Annotated in this window: 22 protein-coding genes; 10 read left to right on the top strand and 12 right to left on the bottom strand. The window is 46.3% G+C overall.

Features of this window, described 5'->3' with window-relative positions; translation table 11 throughout:
• Positions 1-74 precede the first annotated feature (74 nt).
• The 3 genes from metH to VNK96_07535 are packed head-to-tail and all read right to left on the bottom strand — an operon-like array spanning position 75 to position 7,378.
• Positions 75-3,524: a methionine synthase gene (metH, locus tag VNK96_07525; protein ID HWP31555.1), complete on the bottom strand. Its 3,450-nt coding sequence runs from the start codon at positions 3,522-3,524 to the stop codon at positions 75-77.
• A gap of 24 nt (positions 3,525-3,548) precedes the next feature.
• Complete coding sequence (locus tag VNK96_07530; protein ID HWP31556.1) at positions 3,549-5,816, bottom strand: fused MFS/spermidine synthase; 2,268 nt, start codon at positions 5,814-5,816, stop codon at positions 3,549-3,551.
• Positions 5,813-7,378 carry an NFACT family protein gene (locus VNK96_07535; protein HWP31557.1) on the bottom strand — a complete coding sequence of 522 codons (1,566 nt, stop codon included), beginning with the start codon at positions 7,376-7,378 and terminating at the stop codon, positions 5,813-5,815. The genes VNK96_07530 and VNK96_07535 overlap by 4 nt, the downstream gene beginning before the upstream one ends.
• A 42-nt stretch (positions 7,379-7,420) precedes the next feature.
• On the opposite strand from VNK96_07535, the gene ilvE reads away from it, so the two are divergent.
• Complete coding sequence (ilvE, locus tag VNK96_07540; protein ID HWP31558.1) at positions 7,421-8,293, top strand: branched-chain-amino-acid transaminase; 873 nt, start codon at positions 7,421-7,423, stop codon at positions 8,291-8,293.
• Positions 8,294-8,513: 220 nt separating this feature from the next.
• Here ilvE and VNK96_07545 read toward each other — a convergent pair whose 3' ends face one another.
• The 6 genes from VNK96_07545 to guaA all read right to left on the bottom strand — a co-directional run bounded on the left by VNK96_07545 (position 8,514) and on the right by guaA (position 13,562).
• Complete coding sequence (locus VNK96_07545) at positions 8,514-8,843, bottom strand: hypothetical protein (GenBank protein ID HWP31559.1); 330 nt, start codon at positions 8,841-8,843, stop codon at positions 8,514-8,516.
• Positions 8,833-9,246: a response regulator gene (locus tag VNK96_07550; GenBank protein ID HWP31560.1), complete on the bottom strand. Its 414-nt coding sequence runs from the start codon at positions 9,244-9,246 to the stop codon at positions 8,833-8,835. The genes VNK96_07545 and VNK96_07550 overlap by 11 nt, the downstream gene beginning before the upstream one ends.
• Before the next feature lie 82 nt (positions 9,247-9,328).
• Positions 9,329-9,832 carry a bifunctional nuclease family protein gene (locus VNK96_07555; GenBank protein HWP31561.1) on the bottom strand — a complete coding sequence of 168 codons (504 nt, stop codon included), beginning with the start codon at positions 9,830-9,832 and terminating at the stop codon, positions 9,329-9,331.
• Between the two features lie 55 nt (positions 9,833-9,887).
• Positions 9,888-11,288, bottom strand: coding sequence for a transcription termination factor Rho (gene rho, locus VNK96_07560; GenBank protein HWP31562.1), 1,401 nt, complete (start codon positions 11,286-11,288; stop codon positions 9,888-9,890).
• A 172-nt stretch (positions 11,289-11,460) separates the two neighbouring features.
• Entirely contained in the window at positions 11,461-12,015 is a 555-nt protein-coding gene (gene hpt / locus VNK96_07565; protein ID HWP31563.1) for a hypoxanthine phosphoribosyltransferase, read from the bottom strand.
• Complete coding sequence (gene guaA / locus VNK96_07570) at positions 12,015-13,562, bottom strand: glutamine-hydrolyzing GMP synthase (protein HWP31564.1); 1,548 nt, start codon at positions 13,560-13,562, stop codon at positions 12,015-12,017. Before guaA ends, hpt begins: the two co-directional genes overlap by 1 nt.
• Before the next feature lie 31 nt (positions 13,563-13,593).
• Between guaA and VNK96_07575 the strand changes: the two genes are divergently transcribed.
• From VNK96_07575 to VNK96_07585, 3 genes are read left to right on the top strand one after another with little or no spacing between them, the layout of a single operon-like run.
• Positions 13,594-14,235, top strand: a complete 642-nt coding sequence (locus VNK96_07575) for a hypothetical protein (GenBank protein HWP31565.1) — start codon at positions 13,594-13,596, stop codon at positions 14,233-14,235.
• Between the two features lie 19 nt (positions 14,236-14,254).
• Complete coding sequence (locus tag VNK96_07580; protein HWP31566.1) at positions 14,255-14,668, top strand: hypothetical protein; 414 nt, start codon at positions 14,255-14,257, stop codon at positions 14,666-14,668.
• A 13-nt stretch (positions 14,669-14,681) separates the two neighbouring features.
• Positions 14,682-16,559 (top strand): hypothetical protein, encoded by a 1,878-nt coding sequence (locus VNK96_07585; GenBank protein HWP31567.1) that lies wholly within the window; start codon positions 14,682-14,684, stop codon positions 16,557-16,559.
• Here VNK96_07585 and VNK96_07590 read toward each other — a convergent pair.
• Genes VNK96_07590 through VNK96_07600 form a run of 3 tightly spaced genes read right to left on the bottom strand, consistent with a single transcriptional unit; the run spans position 16,556 to position 20,175 of the window.
• Complete coding sequence (locus VNK96_07590; GenBank protein ID HWP31568.1) at positions 16,556-17,320, bottom strand: WecB/TagA/CpsF family glycosyltransferase; 765 nt, start codon at positions 17,318-17,320, stop codon at positions 16,556-16,558. The genes VNK96_07585 and VNK96_07590 overlap by 4 nt on opposite strands.
• 12 nt (positions 17,321-17,332) lie before the next feature.
• Positions 17,333-19,735 (bottom strand): endopeptidase La, encoded by a 2,403-nt coding sequence (gene lon / locus VNK96_07595; protein ID HWP31569.1) that lies wholly within the window; start codon positions 19,733-19,735, stop codon positions 17,333-17,335.
• A gap of 14 nt (positions 19,736-19,749) precedes the next feature.
• Positions 19,750-20,175, bottom strand: a complete 426-nt coding sequence (locus tag VNK96_07600) for an Hsp20/alpha crystallin family protein (GenBank protein ID HWP31570.1) — start codon at positions 20,173-20,175, stop codon at positions 19,750-19,752.
• Between the two features lie 65 nt (positions 20,176-20,240).
• Between VNK96_07600 and secG the strand changes: the two genes are divergently transcribed.
• From secG to VNK96_07630, 6 genes are all read left to right on the top strand, one after another.
• On the top strand, positions 20,241-20,480 hold the full coding sequence (gene secG, locus VNK96_07605) for a preprotein translocase subunit SecG (GenBank protein ID HWP31571.1): 240 nt from the start codon (positions 20,241-20,243) through the stop codon (positions 20,478-20,480).
• A gap of 6 nt (positions 20,481-20,486) precedes the next feature.
• Positions 20,487-21,734 carry a hypothetical protein gene (locus tag VNK96_07610; GenBank protein HWP31572.1) on the top strand — a complete coding sequence of 416 codons (1,248 nt, stop codon included), beginning with the start codon at positions 20,487-20,489 and terminating at the stop codon, positions 21,732-21,734.
• Positions 21,735-21,774: 40 nt separating this feature from the next.
• Positions 21,775-22,461 carry a phosphate signaling complex protein PhoU gene (gene phoU / locus VNK96_07615; GenBank protein ID HWP31573.1) on the top strand — a complete coding sequence of 229 codons (687 nt, stop codon included), beginning with the start codon at positions 21,775-21,777 and terminating at the stop codon, positions 22,459-22,461.
• Entirely contained in the window at positions 22,458-23,144 is a 687-nt protein-coding gene (locus VNK96_07620; protein HWP31574.1) for a YggS family pyridoxal phosphate-dependent enzyme, read from the top strand. Before phoU ends, VNK96_07620 begins: the two co-directional genes overlap by 4 nt.
• Before the next feature lie 35 nt (positions 23,145-23,179).
• Positions 23,180-23,596 carry a cell division protein SepF gene (locus VNK96_07625; GenBank protein ID HWP31575.1) on the top strand — a complete coding sequence of 139 codons (417 nt, stop codon included), beginning with the start codon at positions 23,180-23,182 and terminating at the stop codon, positions 23,594-23,596.
• Positions 23,597-23,763: 167 nt separating this feature from the next.
• A complete protein-coding gene (locus VNK96_07630) occupies positions 23,764-24,906 on the top strand; it encodes a PQQ-dependent sugar dehydrogenase (GenBank protein ID HWP31576.1) in 1,143 nt (380 codons plus the stop codon).
• Positions 24,907-24,981 lie beyond the last annotated feature (75 nt).

The following is a 24,981-nucleotide window of genomic DNA, read 5'->3' on the forward strand; positions in this document are numbered from 1 at the left end:
TTTGAAGGAAAATCCGCTTCTTCTGCCCTGTTTTCTCATTCTCAGGAGCCGTCCATCGAGCGGTGGCTACGGGATCAGCGGATATTGAAGTATTTAGCTTCAGGGTGGTGGAGGATGATGGCGCTGGTGCTCTGTTCGGGGACGAGCATAAATTCTTCTGTCAGTTCCACCCCGATTCGCTCTGGTTCGAGGAGTTCGAAAAGGAGTTTTTGGTCTTCGAGATTCGGGCAAGCAGGATAGCCGAAAGAGTAGCGACAGCCTCGATACTTGGCGCTGAAAATCAATTTCATATCCTTCGGGTCTTCATCGGCAATCCCCCATTCTTCACGAATTCGCTTATGCCAATACTCTGCGAGCGCTTCGGCAGTTTCCACTCCAAGTCCGTGCACGAATAAATATTCACGATAATCACCTTTTGCGAAAAGTTCTTTTTCGATTCTCGTAATTTCAGGTCCGACCGTAACGAGATGGAATGCAACGTAGTCCATCACGTTCGACTCCACCGGAGCGACGAAATCAGCGATGCACAGGCGTCGTTCCGTTTTTTGACGAGGAAATCGAAATCTCGCGCGCTCTTCGGCGAGATTTTCATCGTAAATGATAATTTCGTTTCCGCAGGATTTAGCAGGGAAATAACCATAAACGACTTTAGGCTCGAAGACATGAGCGAATTCACGTTTCAGACGTTCGAAGTGGGGTTTCGCTTGTTCTTCCAAATAGCGATGGAATTCGATGTTGTCCATTTCTTTGGGTCTTCGGAAACTCCATTGTCCACGGAATAGAGCAACTTCATTGATGAAAGGGAACACATCGAAGATGTCAATGTTCGTTACCACACGACTTCCGGTAAAAGGAGGCACGGGGGGGTCGGAAACGGGTCGGATGTCGCTTTTTTCACCTTGGAATTCATAGAGTTCGGGGTCGGTATCCGGCAAGCGATGGCTGGTTACTCGAACGAAGGGAGTCTCTTCCCGCAGTTTCGTTTTCTCACAAGTCGAAGCGTGTTCTTTTTGTGTTAGGGTTTCCATGAGGCGCAAACCTTCGAAAGCGTCCTGTGCGTAATAAACGTCTCCTTTATAGAGTGAGCGCAGGTCTCGTTCCACATAAGCGCGCGTAAGTGCAGCCCCCCCTAAAATCACCGGATAACGATGTACGCCTCTCGCATTCATCTCCAAAAGGTTATCCCTCATCACCAGTGTGCTTTTTACGAGAAGTCCGCTCATGCCGATGACTTGAACGTTATTCGTTTCTGCCTCGGATAAAATGTTATTGATAGGCTGTTTGATGCCGATGTTCACGACTCTATATCCGTTGTTGCTCAAAATAATGTCGACTAAGTTTTTGCCGATATCATGGACGTCTCCGGCAACCGTTGCGAGCAATATCGAACCTTTCTCGATTCCTTGCACCTTCTCCATATAGGGTTCTAAAAAACTTACGGCAGCCTTCATCACTTCTGCACTTTGTAGTACGAAGGGAAGTTGCATTTTTCCTTCACCGAACAATTCGCCCACCGTTTTCATCCCATCGAGGAGGATTTCGTTGATAATTTTCAGTGGCTCGTATTTTTCGAGGGCTTCCTTCAGATTCTTTTCGAGATTCTTTTTATTGCCATCGATAATATGTCTTTTCAAGCGTTCTTCGACGGGAAGTAATTCTAATTCCTCGCCGATTGGGGACGAAGTCTGCAGTGTTTCGAAACGCGACATAAAGTCGCTTAGCGGATCGAAATCCGAAGTTCTTTCATTGAAAACTAACTTCCTCGCACTTTCCCAAATTTCTGGAGGGACGCGATTCTGCGGAAGAATTTTGCCCGCATGGACAATCGCGCTCGTGAGACCCGCTTCGATAGCATAATGCAGAAATACAGAATTGAGAACATGACGCGCCGCTGGTTTCAATCCGAAAGAGATATTGCTGATTCCTAATATCGTATTTACTCGGGGATGACGGGATTTGAGTTCTCGAATCGCTTCGAGGGTTTCCACGCCAGCATTGCGAAATTCTTCGTCTCCGGAACCCAGCGTAAAAGTCAAACAATCTATAAAAACGTCTTCGTCTTGCAATCCATACGCGCGCGTTTGTTGTAAGATTCGTTCAGCGACTGCGATTTTTTTCTCGCGAGTCTTCGCCATACCCTCTTCGTCTATCGTAAGCCCGACGACAGCAGTGCCGTATTTACGACAAAGAGAGAGGGTTTCGTTAAGTCTTTTTCCGCCGTCTTCGAAATGTATCGAATTGATAATCGCTTTACCGGGAATGAGTTTGCATGCCGTTTCTGCAACAGGGAATTCTGTCGTATCAATCATCAAAGGAATAGTGACTTGCGTTGTGTATCGTTGCAATAGCCTTCGCATATCTTCCACTTCGTCCCTTCCGACATACGCAACACACACGTCGAGCACATGTGCACCTTCGTTCTCTTGTTCGCGAGCAATAGAGACGAGTTCGTCGAAGTTTTCTTGCGCAAGGGCTTCACGAAAGGCTTTGCTTCCATTCGCATTCGTTCTCTCGCCTACGATGAGAAAACTCGGAGATTGATCATAGGGTTGGAATTGATAGAGGGAAGAACAACCTACTAGTTTCTGCGGTTTTCGTTTCGCTTTTGTTAAAATTTTTACTTCCTTCGCGACGGCTCGAATATGTTCAGGTGTCGTCCCGCAACACCCCCCCACGATGTCGACTCCTAACTCAGCGACGAAACGGCGGTGATACTCCGACAATTCTTCGGGAGACAAGGGATATACGCTACGATTGTTTTCGACTATCGGCAACCCGGCATTGGGCTGCACGGAAATGAAACGTGTGCAAAACTGAGAAAGAAAGCGCACATGAGGCTGCATATGTTCGGGTCCTGTAGCGCAATTTATGCCTATGCCTGTAACTTCTGGAAAGGCTTCGAGGAAATTGATGGCAGCGCCAATTTCCGTGCCGAGAAGCATCGTTCCGTTTTGTTCGATAGTAACTTGCACAAAGAGGGGGGCATGGATTCCGGTTTGTTTCATCGCGCGCAAAGCACCGACGACTGCCGCCTTCGTTTGTAGGAGATCTTGACAAGTTTCGATAAGAAGTGCATCGACCCCCCCTGCGAGTAAGGAACGAAAAGCACGGAAATAGCCATCTTCCATTTCGTCGAAGGAGATTTGGTTGAGCGTTACTAACTTCGTGCCAGGACCTATCGCACCGAAAACGAATGCGCCGAATGAATCGGCTACCTTACGCGCATTTTCTGCAGCGGCTTGGGTGATTTCTTCTAGGCGATGACCAATACCGTATTCCTCTAAAACCCAGGGCAGTGCTCCGAACGTGTTCGTTTCTATGATGTCTGCGCCTGCTTCGAGATAATTTTTATGAATGTTTTGAATGACATCCGGTTTCGTCACATTGAGAATTTCGTTGCATCCTTCGAAGCCTGAGAAATCTTGTGCGCTGAGTTCGCACGCTTGAATCTGCGTGCCCATCGCGCCGTCACAGATGAGCACACGTTCGTGAAGAGCATCTAAGAATCGCCTGTCTTTTGTCAACTTTGTCGTTGTTAATTATGGCATTTACAGAAACTTGGGGAGTTTTTTGAAAACGCTCAAGATATGGGAATAATCGTCTGTCCAAACTCGAGCACCTCTATCGGGAAGAACTCGTTCCCATTCTGGTTTTATCGCGAGAGAGCCCAAATCGCTTTCCTTTCTCGCCAAAAGCACCCAGCGGGAGGCAAGTTTGCCTTCTATCTGTTCCTCGTCGGTAAGAAAACTGTCTATACGCAGTCTGCAAACCAGTCCGAGTGAATCCGCAATACCCGCGAGAACAGGACTCAACTCGAGATAACGATTCGAAATGTGAAAAGCCAAAATCCCCCCCTCTTCCAATTTCGTGAGATACATTTCTACCGCCTCTTTCGTAATTAAATGCACGGGGATAGAGTCGGAGTTGAAAGCATCGAGAACGATGATTCCGAAACGATGTGGGGGCTCTTTCATCAGTGTAATTCGTGCGTCTCCTAAAACGATCTTGTATTTCGCTTTGCAATCTTGCAGATAGGTGAACAATTTCGGGTTCTCCGCGATTCTCACGACCTCTTCGTCTATTTCGAAGAAAGTAACGTTCTGGCCTGGATTTGCATAAGCGGCTAAAGAGCCAGTTCCCAATCCCACCAATGCGATGTTCTTTTTTTGCTTCGGCCCGCTGAATTCCAAAAACACCTGTCCGATCGGTCCCGTAGGGTGATAGTAAGTGAGTGGCTTGTATCGTTCATCGGGCAACATAGATTGTCTTCCGTGCACGGTGTTTCCATGAACGAGAGTGTGAAATCTTCCTGCGTTGCTGCTCAAAACTCTATGAACGCCGAAAAAGCTCCTATCGCTGTAAAGGACGCGCCCCCCCGCTCCTATTGCGAGAATCGAAGCTGCCAGGAACAACGACCCTAGGGAAAGAGCGAAACGCGGAATTCTGTCTATCGCAAAAAAGCATAATAGAACAGGAATTCCCAATGTGAATAGTGTCCGCGCAGTTCCATAATCGAGCCTCAAAGCACCGGCGATAACAGCAGCGAGAATGGCTAAAGAACCCACCAGCAAAGGATATAGAGCATCTGTAATGGTGTAACTCGCCTTTTCCCCATTGGAAGGGCGTAAGAAACACGCTAATACCAGCGCAAGCGGATATTCTGCAAGGGTTTTGAAAATATAGGGAGCGACAATCGCATTGAATGCCCCCCCTAAAGCACCTCCGAGAGCAATCCACAAATAAAACGAAGTAAGATACTGCGTTCGAGGCCTCGAGCGTGCCAATTCCGAATGGCACATCAACGCAGCCAAGAAAAACACCAATAAATGGAGTGCGAGCAAAAGCCACATAGGTTCTGCCGCCTCGAAGATGATCACCATGGAGAGCGGAGCGATGAGAAGTGCATACCACCTTCCCAATTTCGTTGTAGAAATGCGGAACCGTCTCGAAAATGCAAGAATAAAAGTGAACAAATAAAGTGCAAGGGGAATGACCCATAGCAAAGGCATAGGCGTAATATTCGTCGTGAGATACGAGGTAACTCCCAAAAGCATGCTAGACGGTACGAAACTCAAAGCGAGCCATCTGAAGATTTGGTATTTTCCATCAGCATTCGTGTGGGGAAGGGAAGTGGGGTTAACGCCTTCAGCACTTTCGTCGGAAAAAAGAGGGGGCGTCTCATGGTTTTCATTTCTTTGTCGTCTAAATACAACCAAAGCGCATAAGAAAATAAAAAGAGCCAAAACTTTGTAACCGTTTGCCCATATTAGATTTTGTTGCGTAAGTGTGGTGACGGGCTCTAAAAGAATGGGATAACTCAGAAGCGCAAGCATGCTTCCTAAGTTACTTGCGACATATAGGAAATAGGGGTCGCCTGCTTCGGGATGGGATGTTCGCGCGAACCATTTCTGTAATAGCGGAGCGCTCGCCGCAGCGAGAAAGAAAGAAGGACCGACATTTATCGTCAACAACGAAAGTAAATACAAGACTTCTTTACCCTCACCAGAATAAGAGCCCCTTTGAAAAGAGAAGGGAAGAAATAAGACGATTACGACAGCAAGCAATACTATATGAACTAACGTCTGCAAACGTGTTCCCAAAACCTTCGGTGCCCAATGTGCATACGCGTAACCGAAAAGCAAAGCGCATTGAAAAAACAAGATAGATGCCGTCCAAACCGCTGGTGAACCTCCGAAAAGCGGCAAAATCATTTTAGCGACCATAGGCTGAACGAGAAAAATCAAACCCGCGCTAAGGAATAAAGTAATCGAAAAAAGGAACAGCAAAATATCCAAACCCGAGCTTCTTTTCTTCATGAATTATCGAGATTTTGTATGAATAGAGTTTTTTCGTTTTGATAGGTTACTTCTCCAGCAGAACTACCGCGAGGTTTCCGCACGTATTTCGCAAGCGTGTAATCCACGGGAACATGTCGAGAATGTTTTTGCACGCTGGTTTTTGCTGCGATTCGTGCAGCAAAGTGCAATGCGTCTTTTTGCACACGTTCTGGATGATTACCCGTCTGGAGAACCACATGCGCACCAGAATGACCCCTAACATGAAGCCAATAATCGTTCGGTTTCGCCACTCGAGTCGTCAAGTAATCATTCGCCTCGGCATTTTCACCCCACAGCACGACGAACCCCCCAGGTGCTTCAATTTTGCGAATTTTGTGTCCCTCGAATGGCTTTTCTTCAGCCCTTTTCGCTGGCGTGGGTTCACGAAGCCAACCGTTCGTTTTCGCAGTGTTTTCTATGGAATCCAAAATCTTGGTGTCTCCTGTCATTTGTAAGTTTTCGAGTTCCGAAAGAAGTTTCGAAATCTTCGAAAGCTCCGATTGTTTTATTTCACGAAGGCGCAAAATGGATTGGCGATTCTTTTTGGCTTTCTTCGCTTTTTTGAATAAGTTTTCGGCGTTTTCTATTGGAGACACTTTCGGGTCCAAAGAAATTTCTATAGGATTGCCTTCGAAATCTTCCAGCGTAACACTTTCAACACCGGGGGGGATACGATGCGAATGAGCGAGAAGGATTTCTCCTTGCCGTTGCCAATCTTCGAATTTCGAAGAGGACTCCAATTCTGCTTCGATTTCTTTTAGTGCCTCGCACCGTTTTTTCAATGCTTTCTCGAGCTGAGATTTTAACGTCCGAACTCTTTCCTCGTAACGAATCTTGGGTTCTTCACTCCGAGCAAAATTTTCGAGTGCCAAACTCAAAGAAGACATCGGAATCGCTTTTTCCTTTTCGAGTTGAACAGGGGCGAACGGATATGCACCTCGTCCTTGGATGAGAACCGGAGGACCTTCTCGGAATTTGCGCAGCACCTCGTCTTTTCCAGATAGTTCTATTTCACGAAGCAAAAAGGGCGACAAACCTTTTCCGGTGCGAAATGCTTCTTCTATGTCGCTCTTTATAGGTGGAGCGAGAACGAATGCCCCCCCACGTGTTCTTTTTCTTGTTTTGCGAAACAATTCTGCAATTTTGCCTTCCGGAGAGACTAAAAGAATGTTGGAATGAGTACCAAAAAATTCGCAGATGACACTCCAAACACCACTCGCTTTTCCGATCTCGATAATCAAAATACGGTCGAAGCCATGTTGGCGAATCGATAGGATTTTGCCTCCTTCTATGCGCTGGCGAAAAGAAGGGAAGAAAGATGAAGCGCTCTCTTCTGTCTTTGGACGACAAGAAAGCACGTGGCACCGGAATAAGCGAGGATGACAAGTAAAGATAAGATGTGCGTCATACCCTTCGCGAACTATCCTGAACACGAAGCCATTTTTGCCGAACGGAAATATCCGGCGAAGGATCCCTCCGACCGCAGGTTGCATTTCCGCTGCGATTTTCGCTAAACAAAGGCTATCGAAGGGAATTTCCATCTAGGATTTATCTACCTCGGGAAGTAAAGGTAAGATTTTAGTATGCCCGAACTCGTATGGCTCAACGGTGAAATCCAAAACCTCGATGAAGCGGTCGTATCGGCAAGAGACCATGCTTATCTTTATGGAGATGGGCTTTTCGAGGGAATACGAATCTACAATCGCAAAGTCTTCAAATTAGACGAGCACTTGGACAGGCTTTTCTTCGGAATTCGTTATCTGGATTTCGAAATGGAGATGGGAAAAGAGGAACTGAAGCAAACGGTGCTCGATGTTTGCAAAAAAGCAGGGCAGAATAACGGATATATCAGACTCAACGTAACGCGAGGCACCGGTCTCGGTCTCGATCCTAAAAACATCAACCGCCGCGTAAACGTGATGATCATGATTTCGAAATTGTCCCTTTACCCCCCTGAGGCTTATGAAACGGGACTCACCGCAGTCGTATGTGCGACTCGTGTTATTCCACCTGATTGCTTAGAACCAAGATTAAAAACGATTGGAAGGTACGTTGCGAACATCTATGCGAAACTCGAAGCGAACCGTCAGGGTGCTGGCGAGGGCTTGATGCTGAACACGCAAGGCTATCTTGCGGAAGCAACAGGAGATAATCTCTTTATCGTGCAAAACGGAATTTTGCGGACACCGCATATCAACAGCGGAATCTTAGGTGGAATAACACGAAAAACCGTTATGGATATCGCAAAGCGAGAAGGCATTGAGGTGCGAGAGGAGTTTCTAACGATTTACGACCTTTTCGAAGCAGACGAAGTTTTCCTTACCGGCACCGCTGCAGAAGTGATTCCGTTAGTGCGAGTGGACAGTAGGAAAATCGGTTGCGGTACACCAGGTCAAACCACGCTTCAAATCATTAAGTGGTTTCGTGAAGAGACAAACTCTGGAACTCCGTTTTAATTTCTCGCTTGGTCGTGCGTAATCAGTTCTTGAAGTAACAACTCGTGGTTTTCTCGTTTACCATGGGGGACTTTTCTCGGTACTTAAATAGAACCAAATTCAAAGACTCTTTCATATTCATAACTCAACATAATACTGATTATCAGACACTATAACTTCGTGTTCAGTGCACACAGTTAAGGGGGTGGGGCGTTAGGAGAAGGATAAAGGAATCTCTTCCCTAAAGAGCCGTTGTCTGGTGAAGAAGGTTATCGAGCTCTTGCGTCTTTACACGGCAAAATTCGACTGCGTCTTCGATACGAAGGTCCAAATCCTGCTTTTTTCTTTGAAGCACTCGAAGGTAGTAAGCCGCAGCAGCACCGAAGCCTAAAACGGCAGCGGTGAGGGCGAAGACCATCTTCCAATTCGTTCCGGATTTTTCCATTGGTGAAGAATATCGGCGATGTTCATAAAATTCTTCATCTTTTCCGTGTGAAGACTCTTCCCCGTCAGCGCCGTTCTTAGCCGGATAGACAGGGTAATCGGCAGACTTTTCTAATTCAGATTTCATACCGTTTTTGACCTTCTTCCTTCGGTGCGCTTAGGATTCGCTTGATAAAGGTAACCAATTCCATCGGGTTGAAGGGCTTCGTGAGATAAACGTCAGCACCGAAGTGGTATCCCTCGAAGACGTCCTTGTCTTGGGCTTTAGCGGTAAGCATGATGACAGGGATGTTTTGAAGTTCTGGATCGCGTCTAAGGACTTTGAGCACCTCGAAACCGTCCATGTACGGCATCATCACGTCAAGGACGACAATGTCGGGTTTCTCGGACTGGATTTTTTCGAGTCCTTCTTTCCCATCGTAGGCGGGTATGACCTGCCAACCCTGTCTTTCCAGGTTGACCTGAATAAGCCTTACGATGCTTCTTTCGTCATCGCATACGAGAATTTTTGTTGTGTTGTTAGTAGGCATATTGCTTTTCTATTTTACTGGTTTTAGGGGGGTTTTTACTATTTTGCGGAGAGGGACTTTTCCTGCACCTCTTTCCAATCTCTTATTCCTCTTCCTGATTGAAGGATTCTAAAATCGAATCCAGCACGTAAATCGGAGTACCCGTGCGGAGGGCAAGAGCGATGGCGTCGCTGGGGCGGCAGTCTATCTCGATTTCTTCCCCGTTTTTTTGGATATAAAGTTTCGCGTAGTAGGTTGAGTTCCACAAATCGTCTATCACAACCCTTTCGAGGCCTCCGTCCAACCGGTCGAGGATGTGCTTCATAAGGTCATGAGTCAATGGGCGAGCGACGGTTCTGCCTTCGAGCGCTAACTGAATTGCCATCGCTTCGAAAGGTCCTATAGAAATCGGGAGAATTCGGTTCGAACTGTCCATCAGTTGAACGAACCGATGCATCATTCCCGCCTCTTCCGTGCCATAGACACCTTCCACATGAACACGTATAGGCGTGCCGCTACCGCCGCCTCTATTGAGTTCTTTCGGGAAGAATGGAGGTGGTTCTTCTAAATATTCGAAATCGTCTTTTTCGAATTCTTCTTCGGGCATAGTTCTGCCTCTTTCTCTTTATTTTACGATAATCTGTGCTGCTTTTACTACGGTATCACATTCCACGCATCTTTTGTACGATGCTACTCAGGAATTCTGAGTTCGAAGATGTGCGTTTGAGAAGTTTAATTAGCGATTCCGTAGCCTCTACATTATCTTGTTGATTCGCCAAAAGCCTATGCAACTGATAAATGCTTTCCAGTTCTTCCGGATTGAACAGTTTTTCTTCAGCACGTGTAGAACTGCGTTTGACATCGATCGCTGGCCAAATTCGACGTTCTGCTAAATCTCTGTCCAAAACGAGTTCCATATTGCCTGTACCTTTGAATTCCTCGAAGATGGCGTCATCCATCTTACTTCCCGTGTCAATAAGCGCCGTTGCAATGATGGTCAGACTACCGCCTTCTTCGATATTTCGCGCCGAACCGAAAAATCTTCGTGGGCGATACATAGCAGCAGGGTCTAAACCTCCACTCAATGTACGACCACTCGGAGTTACAGTGAGGTTGCTCGCTCGCGACATACGCGTGATGCTATCGAGAAGAACAATTACATCCTTTTTCACTTCAACCAACCTTCGAGCCTGTTGAAGGCAGAGTTCAGACACACGCATGTGATTCTCAGGAGGTTCATCGAAGGTGCTGCTGATTACTTGACCTTTCACCCATCTTCGCATGTCTGTGACTTCCTCAGGGCGTTCGTCCACGAGAAGCACCATGATATAAATTTCGGGGTGATTGATCTCAACGCTTTTCGCTATCGTTTTTAGAAGAGTCGTCTTCCCTGCTTTAGGCGGAGAAACGATTAGACCCCTTTGCCCCTTACCAATGGGACAAATCAAATCGATGATACGCGCTGCAATGTTATTCGGGTCCGTTTCCAAACGGATTCTTTTGTCAGGAAAGATCGGGGTCAGTTTGTCGAAGTCAGGCCGTGTTCGAATTACTTCGGAATCAATCGCATAACCGTTTATAGATTCGACTCGTAAAAGCCCGTAGTATTTTTCCCCTTCCTTCGGGGGGCGCACTTGTCCGAATATGACGTCACCCATACGAAGCATGAAGCGCCTGATTTGAGACTGGCTGACGTAGACATCCTCTGGACTAGGGGAGTAATTTTTTTGGCGAAGGAACCCCCAACCATCGGGCATGATCTCAAGAACCCCCGTCCGATATTCAGCACCTTTTTCTTTATTCGCCTCTTTCATTAGGGCTTCGACTATCTCAGAACGCGCCATGCCATTTACGGGGATGTTGTATTTGCGAGCCTCCGCGAGGAGTTCTTTATCCTCTAAGGCATCGTAGTAAGCGTAATCTTTTTCAGGAAGAAGCTCGAGATCGGCTTGCGAGAGAGTCGGCTCTCGAAAAGTCTCCTGGCGTCGAGTGCGCTTGCGGCGACGAGAACTATTAGTTTTTTCGGATGAGTCTGCAACTGTTCCTGGTTTACGAAAATGCATAAAAACCTCTAATGGTGCGGAAATGATTTGAAAGAGTCTGCCTTCTTTGGGGGACTACTCAAGTATATCACGGGGCTAACCCTTGTCAAGCCCTGTTCTAAATATGAGACAGTTTCTATTATAGCATAAGTTCTAGAATTTTTCATGTTTTATAGTGCGTTTCTGTGGGTTTCTATTCTTTTGGTGCTTTTATTGACGGCTCTATAGACGCTATATATGGGAGCCCTCGGAACTTCTCATCTATATCCATTCCATACCCGACGACGAAACGACTCGGTATTTTAAATCCTACAAAATCTATCGGGACATCTGCTCGATAAGAATCCACTTTTAACAACAACGTTACAACTCGAAGACTAAAAGGCGACCTTGCGAGAAGGGTGCGATAAATATACGACAAAGTGAGTCCGGTATCCACGACATCTTCCACCAGCAGAACGTTGCGCTGAAAAATGTCTTCGCGAAGGTCCAAACGAATTTCTACCGCACCTGATGAACTGTCTCCTGAATAACTGCTTACAGCCATAAAATCCAGCATATAATCCGACGGAAGACAGCGAAGTAAATCGGATAGAAAAACGAAAGAGCCTTTTAGAACACCTACAAGAAGGGGTTTGTCTTCTTTATAAAACGATTCGATTTCCCCTGCAAGTTCCTCAACTCGCTGATGAATTTCCTCTTTCGAAAGGATTTGTGTCAACGAAAATTCTTGCTTGGAGGAGAACATTACTCCCATTCTATCGTCGCAGGAGGTTTGCTTGTAAGGTCGTATAAGACCCTATTCACGCCTTGAACTTCGTTTACGATCCGAGTGGCAATGTGTTCCAACAAAGGAAACGGAATATCAACAGCCCGCGCCGTCATTGCATCTTCGCTTTCCACCGCGCGCAAAACGATTGGGTGCTGATATGTGCGCTCATCACCCATTACTCCTACGCTTTTTACATCGAGAAGGCCTGCGAAGGATTGCCAAACGCGAGGTGAAATTCCAGCGCGCTTAAGTTCTTCTCGGAATATCCAATCTGCTTCTTGCACTATTTTCACTTTTTCAGGTGTGACTTCTCCTAAAATGCGCACGGCTAATCCTGGACCTGGGAAGGGTTCTCTGTCGATAATTTTTTCCGGCAACCCCAACTCTTTTCCTACCCTTCGCACTTCGTCTTTGAAAAGCCAGCGCAGTGGCTCGATTAGTTTCATGCGCATCCAAGAGGGCAACCCACCTACGTTATGATGCGTCTTTATTCTCGCCGCTGTCGGTGACCCACTTTCGATAACATCCGGATAAAGTGTGCCTTGCGCCAAAAACTCGCAATCTTCCCACTTTTGAGCATGCGCCTCGAAAACCTTTATAAATTGCTCTCCTACGATTTTTCTTTTCTCTTCGGGGTCTTTAATGCCTTTTAATGCCTTGAAAAACGAATCGGATGCATCTATGGTTATAAGTTCCGCGTCGATGTACTCTCTAAAGGTTTCGACGACTTCGCTGGCTTCATTTTTACGCAACAGACCGTGGTCAACAAAAACACAAATGAGTTGTTTATGAACAGCACGCGCTACAAGTGCCGCCGTAACTGCCGAATCCACGCCACCAGATACAGCACAAAGCACTTTGCTCTTCCCCACCGTTCGCCGTATGTCTTCGATGGTTTCCTCGATGAAGTTTTTTGGAGTCCAATCTCCTGCGAGTTTTGCCTGCTCGAATAAGAAGCTCGAGAGCACTTGATTTCCAAAAGTAGTGTGAGAAACTTCCGGGTGAAATTGAACCCCGAATATCTTCTGCTCAACGTTCTCCATCACGGCTACGGGACAGGTTTCCGTTTTTGCTGTGACTACGAAGCCAGGAGGGGGCTTTATCACCGTGTCTCCGTGACTCATCCAAACCATTCCCTCTTCCTCGATTAGCGCTGAAGGATGCGTGAGACAAAGAACATGCTTGCCGTACTCTCTTTTTTCAGCACGAACCACTTCCCCACCGAGGAGTTTCCCGAGGAGTTGATGTCCATAGCAAATCCCCAGAATGGGTTTTCCGAGTCGAAGCAAATGCTCAGGCAGGGTCGGTGCATCGGGTTCTGTTACGCTTTTCGGACCCCCGCTCAAAATCACCGCATCTGCAGCAGACCATTTCGATTCGAGGTCAGGAGAATTCCAGGGGACGATTTCCGTGAATACCTTTTGTTCGCGGACTTTACGCGCAATAAGTTGTGTATATTGGCCCCCGAAATCTACCACCAGTACGGTTTGATGCTTATCGTGAGCCATATAATAGTTTTGCATATTTTCTTTTGTGGATGTAATATAAACCTGGATGCCCTTCCGTTTAAACGCCATCGGGTTTCAGGATACATCAGACGAGGAAGCGCTGTTGTCTGTACTCAACACAGTAATAGAAAGTGCAATTCGCACAGACCCATCGAAAATAGTTTATAAACCATTCGAAGAATGCATGCTTACAATTTCTCTTGGAACGAATGGACAACCGAAGCATATAGATATCTCTCTCGGGGAAACACCTCAGACCTGTTTACCGTACAAATTCGAAAATCACGGCATTGAAACCTTCGTGTCTGCATTTACCTGCATTGATGGCAAGCCCATTACTCCGATCTGGTTTTGGACGCCTACGGAAACTATCGACCCCGACTTAGTAGTCGGAAAAGTCGTTTTCGGCGAAATCAAGGGTTTTGCAGAAACATTCGAAAAGGTAGAAACGGATATAGATGACATGTGGATTCGCGCACCCGAATCCGGAAACTGTGTCGAGTTTCAGGGGGTCGCACTAGCGGTAAACGAGCATTCGAACTTCATTACGAAGAGCATCGTTACACTTTGCCGAATCAATCTCCCCGGAATCGTAATTCCAGTGTGCATGCAAGGACGAACGAACATCGAGCCAGGAATGATAATTCGAGGCGTTGGGGTTTTCTATGGGAATCTTCACCCTGCTTGATTGGGCATAATTCGTTGATATGAAAACCTTTCCTTTCTTGACTTTACTCTTGCTCGGTCTATTCGGCTGTGCGAGCGATAAAGACGTGAATACTTCTTCTTCGCAAGATAATAATGTCTTAGCGAAAGAGGCAGCACCCAATGAGGAAAATATTGCAGTTCTCGAAAAAAGTTATGAATCGGCGAAGAAAGAATGGAACGCTTCACCGAATGATAAAGAAAAACAGAAAAAATACGTCGAGGCAACCGTCGCCTATGCGAATAAAGTGATGTATGGCCCTGGACTTCCAAAAGAAAAATATCCTAAGGCTCTTCGGCTTTACGAAGAGGCTTTGAAAATAGATCCTTCTCATCGCGAAGCAAAAGCCAATCGGGATATGATTCTAAGCATCTATCGCCAGATGGGACGAAAACCTCCAGAACCCAAATCATGAAATCTGCAGAATCATGAAATCACCTATTCACGAATCTACAGAAACACCGAAGGAACTATCCGGAGACGGTCCATTCGCAAAGAGCGCTCGTTGGCAAGATAAATACCCATTATGGTTTTGGGGATTCGTATTGTTCGTGGTTTTTGTAAGTTGCGTTCCCTATCTATACGGGGCATGGAAAACGATAGAAGGAGAAACCTATCTCGGTTTGCACATGAACCTGGACGACCAAATGGTTTATGCCGCTTGGACGAAACAAGCATCCGAAGGCAAATTTTTCTTCGAGAACCTTTTTACGACGGATCCTCAACTCGGAAAAAACGTCAATCTTTATTTTTTCGTCATAGGCCAACTCGCGCGATGGATATGGATTCCAGCCGCAATGCACATCGGAAGGATTGTTTTTACGGTTTTGTTCCTTCTCCAGTTGTTTTCCTTTACTAAACGAGTTACCGGAAGTCCTCTTGCTCAAAAAGTGCTCGTTGTATTCGCCGTTTTCGGTGCTGGTTTAGGTTGGCTATTTTGGAAAAGATACGGTCAAGAAAGTCCCATTGACGTTTGGCAGCCGGAAGCATTCACTTTTCCGAGTCTGATGACGAACACACTTTTTCCTGTTTCCTTATGGTTGATGTTCGTTGTATGGAATTCGATTTTAGGTGCGAAAGATTCTTGGAAGCCCGTGTTGCCGGGTGCATTGGCAGCGTTCGTTCTTACGAATATTCACACTTACGACACATTGAACATCGCCATCGTAGGTTTCGGGCTATTGCTTTCTACGATTTCAGCGAAAACTTTTTCTAAAGATTGGCTCATTCGCGCATTTGTGATTGCGCTCGCTGCAGTTCCCCCTGTTTTATGGTTCGTATATCTACGTGCAAACGATCCTGTATTCGCTGCACGCGCCGAAACTCCGACGTTTTCCCCCCCTATACCGTTAGTCCTGCTCGGTATAGGGCTTCTGATCCCGCTGGCATGGCTTGGAGCAGTTTTTTGCACCAAACGCACTTCCCCGCTAACCCCTTCGAGTCTTATTCTTTCTTTGTTCGTATATGTAGCGCTTCTCTTTGCGTTGCAAATCCTTCATAAAACATGGGGGGCGAGCTTAGATGCTCGATGGATAGGAGTTTGGATTCTTCTCGCCTTAGCATTCGCTCTGTATGGTGCGTCATTTCGCATTACGAATCCGGCACAGGCATTGCTCTTAGTTTGGTCGCTTTTAGGAATCGTTCTTCTATACTATCCGGGTCTTTTCCAACGTAAGTTGGCGATGGGCTTGAGCATTCCCTTTGCTATGCTCGCTGGACTTTTAGTTTCTCAAGGGTTAGAAAAAATTCATCGTTTCGATTTTCGGCGTTTATGCACGCTCGCAGCCATTGTCTTGCTCGGCGCAACAAACTTACGATGGATTCAGCGAGAAATAGAGATGGCAAGGGACAACATCAGCATTACAACAGTGCATCCCATTTATCTGGATTCGGAACTTACGGAAATCATCGAGACTTTGGAAAAAAATAGAAAAGCAAACGACGTTCTTTTGAGCATTCCAGGTTATTCACGCCAGGTAGCCGAAGACGAATGGGAATTGCTTTTGCCCGATTTGAATCCTATTGCAACGGGATTAACGGGAATACGAACCTATGCAGGGCATTGGAGCGAAACTCCGAATTATCTCGAAAAAAGGACAGAACTCGTAAACATGCTTTATTCGCAGGGTGCGACGATGGAATCGGCAAATAGAATCTTAGAGAAAACAAAAGCGACTTACGTCATTTTTCCTTTAGGAGAGAAAGCAGAAGTGATATCCAGTCCTTTTCCGGAAGATGTACTGGGAAGCGAATGGAAGTTAGTCGCTGGGGGGGCGAGTTATGGTCTTTATCATTTAGAACGTTAATGTTCTTTTCGTGAAGTCAGCACGCTCCATGCGAAACGTGGGAGCGTCAGCACCTTTCTCCATTTTCTGGGGTTCATCATCAATCGCCAAAGCCATTCCAAATGCATTTTTTGCACCGGGTAAGGCGCACGCTTTATGACACCACTCAAAACATCGAAAGAACCACCGACGCCGATACTTACAGGAACTGCCATTTCGTAAAGATGCTTGACGATGAATTTCTCTTGCCGAGGTATGCCCATCGCTACGAAAAGAACATCAGGTCGAGCGATGCGTATCTTTTCTACTATCGAAAGTTCTTCTGCTTCGGAGAAATATCCGTGATGCGTGCCGACGATGTGAATTCCAGGGAATCGTTTTCTCATTTTTTCTGCTGCTTTGTCTGCAATTCCGGGGGCAGCGCCAAGAAAGAAAAGACGATATCCCTTGCTTTCGCTCAGCGCGCACAACTCCACAACCAAATCCACCCCAGCAACTCTTTCTGCTAAAGGCGAACCGAGTTTTCGGGAAGCCCAAATAATTCCGTAACTATCGGGAGTCACGAGGTCTGCTTTAAGGAGGATGTCTCGCCATCGAGGGTCTTTTTGCGCCAAAACGATTCCACTTGCATCTGCCGTGATCACAATTCGCGGGATTCGTTTTTCGATAAACTTTTCGATGCGATTCAATGCCTCACGCATCGTAACGGGGTCTACTCCTATTCCTAATATTTCAACCCTATCAGGGTAAAGCATTGCCCCGCTTGCCATGACTGTGCTCATGATGCTACAGGCTTATTTTTTCTTTGCATTTTGTTTCGGAAAAGCGTAACGCAACACTTGTTCCGCATTACTTACATAATGGATTAGCAATTTCTTTCGAACGTTTTCGGGAACTTCTTCGCGAGCGTCTTTTTCGTTACGCTCGGGTAAAGCAATCTCTGTAATTCCTGCGCGATTGGCTGCAAGCACCTTTTCTTTTATTCCTCCCACCGGAAGCACTTGCCCTGTGAGCGTGAGTTCTCCCGTCATCGCAAAACGCGATTTCACGGGGCGATTCATAAATAAACTCGCAAGCGATGTTAAAAGTGCAATGCCGGCACTCGGACCGTCTTTCGGAATAGCGCCAGCAGGAACGTGAATGTGAATATCCGATTTCAGAAATTGTTCCGGGTTGATATCCCATTTCGGAGCGTTCGTTCTTAGGTAGCTCAGCGCAGTTCGAGCGGATTCTTTCATAACGTCGCCGAGTTGTCCGGTGAGGGTCAATTCCCCTTTTCCGGGCATAGCCGCACTTTCGATGAAGACGATATCCCCCCCGACAGGAGTCCAGACCAATCCTACTGCTACACCTGGGCGAAGTTCTCTTTCGCTAATTTCATCACGCAAATAGCGAGGCGCGCCGAGGCATTGCTCGATGAATTTTTGAGTAACGGTTATCGGCTCTTTTCTTCCCTCCGCGAACATTCTCGTAGCCTTTCTGCAAATCGCAGCGATTTCTCGCTCCAAGTTGCGTACTCCCGCCTCTCTCGTGTAGAAACGAATCAAGTAATGTATCGAGGATTTAGGCCATTTCATGAGTTTATTATCGAGACCATGTTCGGAAAGTTGTTTGATAATTAAATGTCTCCGTGCAATTTCCACTTTCTCTTCTTCCGTGTAGCCGCTCAGTTCGATAACTTCCATGCGGTCTCTCAAAGCGGGGGGGATCGGGTCTAAAACGTTCGCGGTCGTGATGAAGAAGACCTTACTCAAATCGAAGGGAGCATCTATGTAATGGTCTCGAAAACTATGGTTCTGTTCTGGATCTAAGACCTCCAATAAAGCAGAACTCGGGTCACCGCGAAAATCCACGCCGAGTTTGTCAACCTCGTCGAGCATGAAAACGGGATTGTTGCTTCCTGCGCGTCGAATAGCTTGAATAATCTGCCCGGGCATTGCGCCCACATAGGTGCGGCGATGTCCACGAATTTCCGCTTCATCGCGTACCCCCCCCAATGCTAAACGCACGAAGTTTCTTCCCATCGCTCTGGCGATAGACTTTCCTAAAGAAGTTTTGCCCGTGCCAGGAGGTCCTACGAAACAAAGAATAGGTTGGCGAACGACTCCTTCCTTTTTGAATTTCCTAACCGCCAAATATTCGATAATTCGCTCTTTAATTTTTTCTAAACCGTAATGGTCTTGGTCGAGAATCTTTTTTACACGGTCTAATTCTAAATTGTCTTCGGTCTGTATAGACCAAGGAAGAGACACCATCCATTCTATGTAGGTTCTCGCAACGGTGTATTCCGGAGCGCCAGGGGACATCCTGCGTAATCTTTCGTATTCCCGATTGACCTCTTTGAGCGCTTCTTCCGGCATACCGGCTTCTTCTATTCTCTGCCGAAGTTCGAGCAAATCTTGCTCTCGTTCATCGGTATCTCCGAGTTCTCGTTGAATCGCTTTGAGTTGTTCTCGCAAGTAATATTCGCGCTGTGATTTCGTAAGTTCGCTCGTTACCTCGCTTTGCACTTTAGAAGTGAGTTCCAAAATGCGTACTTCCCTGCCAAGAAGTTCGACGACGAGTCGCATCCTGTCTCGAATGTCAATCGTTTCGAGAACGTGCTGCTTATCTTCGAGCGCGAAAGGCATGTGCGCGCAAACGAGATCGGCTAAAACACCGGGTTCCGTAACAGCCTGAGTTAACGTTTTCAGTTCATCAGGCAATTGGGGTGCTAATGAAACCGCTTTATCGAAAAGTTGGACAATCGTTCTCCTGAGTGCTTCGATTTCTTCCTGCTGATTTTCTGGGATCGGAGGTTCTTCGATGATTTCCACTTTCGCCCGGAGATAGGGTTCTTCATGAATCGCGCTCGTAATCCTGTAACGTACGATTCCTTGAACGATGAGACGCGTCGAATCGGGAGTCTTCGCTAATGTTCTTATAATTACTGCGCATCCATAAGAATAAACATCATCGAAACCAGGAGTATCTATTGCTGGATCTTTTTGCGCAACGACACCTATGATTCTATTGTTTGCGCTTACGGTTTCATCGATAAGGCGAACACTTGCAGGTCTACCCACAGACAGTGGGGCGATAAGCATCGGATAAATAACAGAATCGCGAAGAGGAAGTATATTGAGTTCTTCCGGGATTTCCGGCCGTTTTTGCTCTTCCTCTTCAGCGTCTTTGACGAGTAAATCTATATTAGGCATCTATGTTCAATAGGTCATTTTTCGGAAAGAGTTTCAGGATAAAGGGAAAAGTATTCTCTTTTCCTCGGTACGTATATGATAAGAATTCCGTTTTCTAAGTGGGCTTTTATGTTTTCTCTTTGGATATTCCCCACTGGTAAAACGACAACTCCTTCGAACTCTCCATATTGCAATTCGAGCTGGTGACAACGTATACAAGGTTTGGGATGTCTGGGCAAGCGAACACCACGAATCACCAAGGAGTTCCCATCAAGGAAAATCTGGATGTTCGAAGGGAGGACACCGGCTAATTCCACATGGATTTCTAAGCCGTTTTCGGTTTCGTAAACATCCATATTCGGGCGCCAAGCCTGGCGGCGATAAAAGCCTCTTTTCCAAAGGTCTTCTTTCAGGCGTATGACCCCTGCGGATAGTTCAATAACCCATTCTTCGCTCGTCACGTTGTTCCCTAACAGAATTATATCCGAGTTGCGGGGTTCGGGATTAGAGTAAAATGAGTTTACCTATGTTCATTAGCCACGCCTTGCTCGTGATTCTGTTTATCGTGGCTTTCTTGTTCATTATCATCACCACGGTGTTCGGAGCTAAGTCCGATGCCATGTCCGGCGCTGCTGGTTCGATTCGCACGACTTTCAAGGGAAAGCCAGGATTCGATGACTACATGTCCAGAATCACGCTGTATTTAGGCATTGCTTTTATGGGACTCTGTTTGCTTGTCAATATTCTAAACGCTCGATTCGGATAATTCTTTGTGACGCGCCGCAGCATCCGCTGGATTGTATTTTCTTTACTTTCTCTATTGGTGGTCGGTTCCGCTATTTACAGTTGGATTTCGAACACTTCACTTTTGCAGAATCTCCGTAGCGATGACCCGAAAGTTTATTCATCTGCATTCGGAATCCTTTATGGACGGGCGGATAGCCCTCGTATATTTCTCGAACTTCCGGTTGATGAAAGAATTAAGATCGCGCATAAACTCGCTTCATGGGAAGATTCTCGTTCCTCCGAACTCATCATCAAACTTCTCGAAGACCCCGAACCGAGAGTAAGGTCGGAACTTACAACGTCACTTTCAGAAAGCGCAAAACGTTTTCCGAAGGTTTTTTTAGAACGCTTAAATATCGGAAACACTACGCAAAAGGCTGGCATTATCGAGGCATCCTTTCGCGCTGGCGAGACGGGAATGCGGATTGCAGAGCAAGGGTTTATAAAACCAGAATTACGAACTGCTGCCGAAGAAATATTTTTGCGCTTCGGGGCGAAATCTTATCCTTCACTTTCAAAACTCCTTATGTCGGAAGACTTTTCAATCGCCATCGAGGCATCCGCTGTGCTTTCGAGAATCAGCAAACAAAACACACCAAAGCGAGAAAAGGAAAATCGGGAGATTAGCGAACGCTTATTGCAACTTTACAATCGTACGAAGGACCGTTTGCAGAAAAATCGTTTGATAATGGCAATGTCGGCTTTCCCCTCAATGGAAATGAAAGAAATCTTTTTGGAAAAATCCCGAAACGTTTTCCTTCCCTCTACATTGCGGGCATCGTGCATAAGGGCATTGGCACAATTGGAAGAATGGCAAGAGGTATCTCGATTTTTGGCCGATTACGATGAAGAGGTTTTCGACGCAACTGCAGAATCTTTAGCACGATTGAGTGATAAGGGGATTGCCTATGTTTTGAAATCGAAAACATCCCCTTCTCGCATCGCGAAAGCCTTAGCCAAAAACGAAAGCAAATTAGCAGAGGCACTTTTATTGAACAAGGCAGCGAAAAACGATTTATTTGCTGCAAAAGCACTTTCTGAAAGAAAGAAGATCAGCGAAAGCACTTTGCTCGAATTGCTTCGCCTGATTCGTGCTGCGTCTCTTCATGAAAAAACACGAATATATATCGCTCGTGCGATTTCAAAATCGGAGCAAGGCAAAAAGGAATTGGATGCTTTAATCCATGACCCGATAGCGGGTTATTCCGCGTACTTCGTGCTTAACACTCGTTAAACAAACTTATCATTTTTCCGTGGTAATATTTCGATAGATTATGCCGCAGCGCCAAGCATTTCGAGAGGATTTGCGCTCCTTACAGCAGGATGTCATTGACATGGCGTCTTTGGCTGAACGCGCTTTAGCGCAAGGGACAGAATGTTTGGCGAAATTAGACATCGAATTGGCGCGTAAAGTCATCCGTGAAGACGATGAAATTGACAGGCGCGATGTAGATATCGAACAACATTGTCTCAGGATCATCGCATTGCAACATCCCGCTGCTAAAGATTTGCGCATCGTAGGGGCTTGTATGAAATTAACCACCGACATCGAAAGGATCGGAGACTTAGCAGTGGATTTAGCAAAAATCGCTATCGAATTGCGAAAACTCAATGGAAATCCGAATGTCATCGATTTGTATCGAATCGCTAGCCTTGCGAGAAAGATGCTTTTAGAAAGTGTCGAGGCTTTTGTAAAAAGGGATTTAGATACGGTGGATTTAGTCGTTCGCTCCGATGACGAAATGGATGCACTTTATCGAGAATATCGAGAACAACTTCATGAAATTATGCAAAAGCAGCCCGAGAAAGTCATCGAAGCGAGTTGGTTACTGCTCGCAATTCATCATTTGGAACGAGTAGGAGATCATTCCGTGAACATTGCAGAAAGAGTGTTCTTTATGGAAACCGGGCGTTTGGCTCCTTTCGCAACAAGAGCGATTCCACCAGTTGCCGAATCGTGAAAAATCAGCAAACGATGATAGCGGAAAATGTTCGCAAAATAAAAGAACGTATCGAAAAAATTTGCAGTTCTTGCGGGCGAAACGCTGACGAAATAACCCTCATTGCAGCAACGAAAGGAAGAACCGTGCAAGAAATTCAAATCGCTTACGATGCTGGAATCCGAGACTTCGGTGAAAACTACTATCAAGAGGCGATGCGAAAGCGAGAGAATGCCCCACCCGATATCGCCTGGCATTTTATAGGACGCATTCAATCGAATAAAGCGAAAAAAATCGGAAGTTCTTTTTCCATGATTCACACCATAGATAGGTTAGATATAGCACGGTTAGTTGCGCGGGGGGCGTTCGAAGCCGGCCGAGAGGTGGGGGTTTTTATCGAAGTGAATATCGCAGAAGAGCCACAAAAAGGGGGGATTTTTCCAAAAGAGGTTGCATTTTTCGCAAAAAGGCTGTATTCTCTATCTGGGATTCGCCTAAAAGGGCTCATGACAATGGGACCAGCGAATCTTTCTGCCGAAGGGATTCGTCCTTTCTTCAAACTCATGCGAGAACTTCTGGAGGGTTTGGAACTCCCTGGGGTGAATTGCCTAAGCATGGGAATGTCAGATACTTACGAAGTGGCAATCCAGGAAGGAGCTACTCACGTAAGGATTGGGACGGCTCTATTTGGAAAGCAATCATAAACTAAAATCTGAAAATAAAAGGATGGAGGGTACTCATGGAAGAGTATTACGAGGCTCCTAAGCCTGGCTTTTTCACGCGACTGCTCGACCGTTTCCGTCATACAGAGGATGACGACGAGCCGAGCGAAGACGTACAAAACCCCAAATCATCGCTGAATATGCGTTTGGTTCCACTGCCGAGATACCACATCACCGTCCGTCGTCAAGTAGTCACTTTTGCGGATGCGATTTCTGCGGCAGATGGGTTCAAGCGCGGTGAACAGCAGATCATTAATCTCTGTTCTTGTGATGCGGCTTTGCGGGAAAAAATCAAAGACTTTCTCATCGGGGTCAATTACGCTCAAGACGGAACATGGGTAGAACTGGGTGAGCATGTTTTCTTATTGGCGCCAAGCTGTGCCTTTGTAGAGACTGCTCCTCCGAGCCCAAGGATGTCTGCGGCTCAGAACTGACCTCCACATTCACGCTCCATTACTGACGCGGGTATAGGTCAATCGGCAATCTCTCCAGCAGAGCCATCGCAGCCAAGCCAAAAACCTCTAAGCCATTGACCCACCCCGCATTAATTTCCTACGTCGGGTAGTTTGTTGATGTTATGTTTGTATCGCTTCAACGTGGGATGTTTCTTCTCGTGTTTTGCCTCATCTTTGCCTGCAACGAACAATCACAAATATCGTATCCACCAATACGCGAATCGAATAGCTATGAGTCGAAAAATGGCGAAGAAAGACAAATTCGATATCGAGTAGAAACCGTTGCAGAAAATTTAGAAGTGCCTTGGTCGATCGCCTTTAGTTCGAATAACCGGATCATTTTCACGGAACGCCCCGGAAGAGTGCGCGTCATCGTCAATGGAAAATTACGGAAAGAACCGCTTTTGACTCTTCCCGATGTTACGCCTATCAGCGAAATGGGTCTTATGGGATTAACGCTACACCCGAACTATGATAAGAATCACTTCGTTTATCTCGCCTATGGATATGGTAGAAGCGCTGTACGTGTCGTAAGATATCGAGACGATGGAGAGAAACTCGTCGAGCCTAAAGTCATTATCGAAAACATCCCCGCGGCGGCGAATCATGCAGGATGCCGCATCAAATTCGGACCAGACGGGAAACTTTACATTACGACAGGAGACGCAACGCAACGCGATTTAGCGCAGAGATTAGATTCTTTGGCGGGGAAAACATTACGAATCAACGACGACGGTTCCATTCCTAACGATAATCCTTTTGTCGGTCAACCTGGAGCCAGACCAGAAATTTGGTCTTACGGTCATCGTAATTCTCAAGGCTTGGATTGGCAGCCCGGAACGAACCTCATGTTCCAGACAGAACACGGACCTTCAGGATTCGACGGTCCAGGAGGGGGGGACGAAGTCAACATCGTTGAAAAAGGAAAGAATTACGGATGGCCATTGGTTTCCCACAATCGCACCCGTGAAGGAACTGTGCCTCCTCTCCTCGTATATACACCTGCTCAAGCACCAGCAGGAGCAATGTTTTATCGAGGAAATGTGTTTCCCGAATATCGAGGAAACTTCTTTTTCGGGTGTTTGCGTGGGCAAGGAATAATGCGCATAGTCCTCGAAGGACGGAAAGTAGTGAGCCAGTATAAGATGCTTGAAAATTACGGACGGATTCGAGATGTCGCCGAAGGTCCTGATGGGTTTATCTATTTCTGCACATCTAACCGAGACGGACGTGGAAGCCCTGCACCGAACGATGACCGAATTTTACGGATCGTTCCCGATAAACAATAGATGAGTCTAAGCTCGAAAAAAGCGAAAAACACAAAGTTTCCACGCCTCGAACTTCGAGAATACTATAAAACGTCT

This window comes from Fimbriimonadales bacterium, from assembly GCA_035559795.1.
In the GTDB taxonomy this organism is placed as follows: domain Bacteria; phylum Armatimonadota; class Fimbriimonadia; order Fimbriimonadales; family ATM1; genus DATMAR01.

Bases quoted from the DNA above. Each gene is read 5' to 3' on its own strand.
- VNK96_07530 (HWP31556.1), bottom strand. From the start codon at position 5,816: ATGAAGAAAAGAAGCTCGGGTTTGGATATTTTGCTGTTCCTTTTTTCG.
- VNK96_07535 (HWP31557.1), bottom strand. From the start codon at position 7,378: ATGGAAATTCCCTTCGATAGCCTTTGTTTAGCGAAAATCGCAGCGGAA.
- ilvE (HWP31558.1), top strand. From the start codon at position 7,421: ATGCCCGAACTCGTATGGCTCAACGGTGAAATCCAAAACCTCGATGAA.
- VNK96_07545 (HWP31559.1), bottom strand. From the start codon at position 8,843: ATGAAATCTGAATTAGAAAAGTCTGCCGATTACCCTGTCTATCCGGCT.
- VNK96_07550 (HWP31560.1), bottom strand. From the start codon at position 9,246: ATGCCTACTAACAACACAACAAAAATTCTCGTATGCGATGACGAAAGA.
- VNK96_07555 (HWP31561.1), bottom strand. From the start codon at position 9,832: ATGCCCGAAGAAGAATTCGAAAAAGACGATTTCGAATATTTAGAAGAA.
- rho (HWP31562.1), bottom strand. From the start codon at position 11,288: ATGCATTTTCGTAAACCAGGAACAGTTGCAGACTCATCCGAAAAAACT.
- hpt (HWP31563.1), bottom strand. From the start codon at position 12,015: ATGTTCTCCTCCAAGCAAGAATTTTCGTTGACACAAATCCTTTCGAAA.
- guaA (HWP31564.1), bottom strand. From the start codon at position 13,562: ATGCAAAACTATTATATGGCTCACGATAAGCATCAAACCGTACTGGTG.
- VNK96_07575 (HWP31565.1), top strand. From the start codon at position 13,594: ATGCCCTTCCGTTTAAACGCCATCGGGTTTCAGGATACATCAGACGAG.
- VNK96_07580 (HWP31566.1), top strand. From the start codon at position 14,255: ATGAAAACCTTTCCTTTCTTGACTTTACTCTTGCTCGGTCTATTCGGC.
- VNK96_07585 (HWP31567.1), top strand. From the start codon at position 14,682: ATGAAATCACCTATTCACGAATCTACAGAAACACCGAAGGAACTATCC.
- VNK96_07590 (HWP31568.1), bottom strand. From the start codon at position 17,320: ATGAGCACAGTCATGGCAAGCGGGGCAATGCTTTACCCTGATAGGGTT.
- lon (HWP31569.1), bottom strand. From the start codon at position 19,735: ATGCCTAATATAGATTTACTCGTCAAAGACGCTGAAGAGGAAGAGCAA.
- secG (HWP31571.1), top strand. From the start codon at position 20,241: ATGTTCATTAGCCACGCCTTGCTCGTGATTCTGTTTATCGTGGCTTTC.
- phoU (HWP31573.1), top strand. From the start codon at position 21,775: ATGCCGCAGCGCCAAGCATTTCGAGAGGATTTGCGCTCCTTACAGCAG.
- VNK96_07625 (HWP31575.1), top strand. From the start codon at position 23,180: ATGGAAGAGTATTACGAGGCTCCTAAGCCTGGCTTTTTCACGCGACTG.
- VNK96_07630 (HWP31576.1), top strand. From the start codon at position 23,764: ATGTTTCTTCTCGTGTTTTGCCTCATCTTTGCCTGCAACGAACAATCA.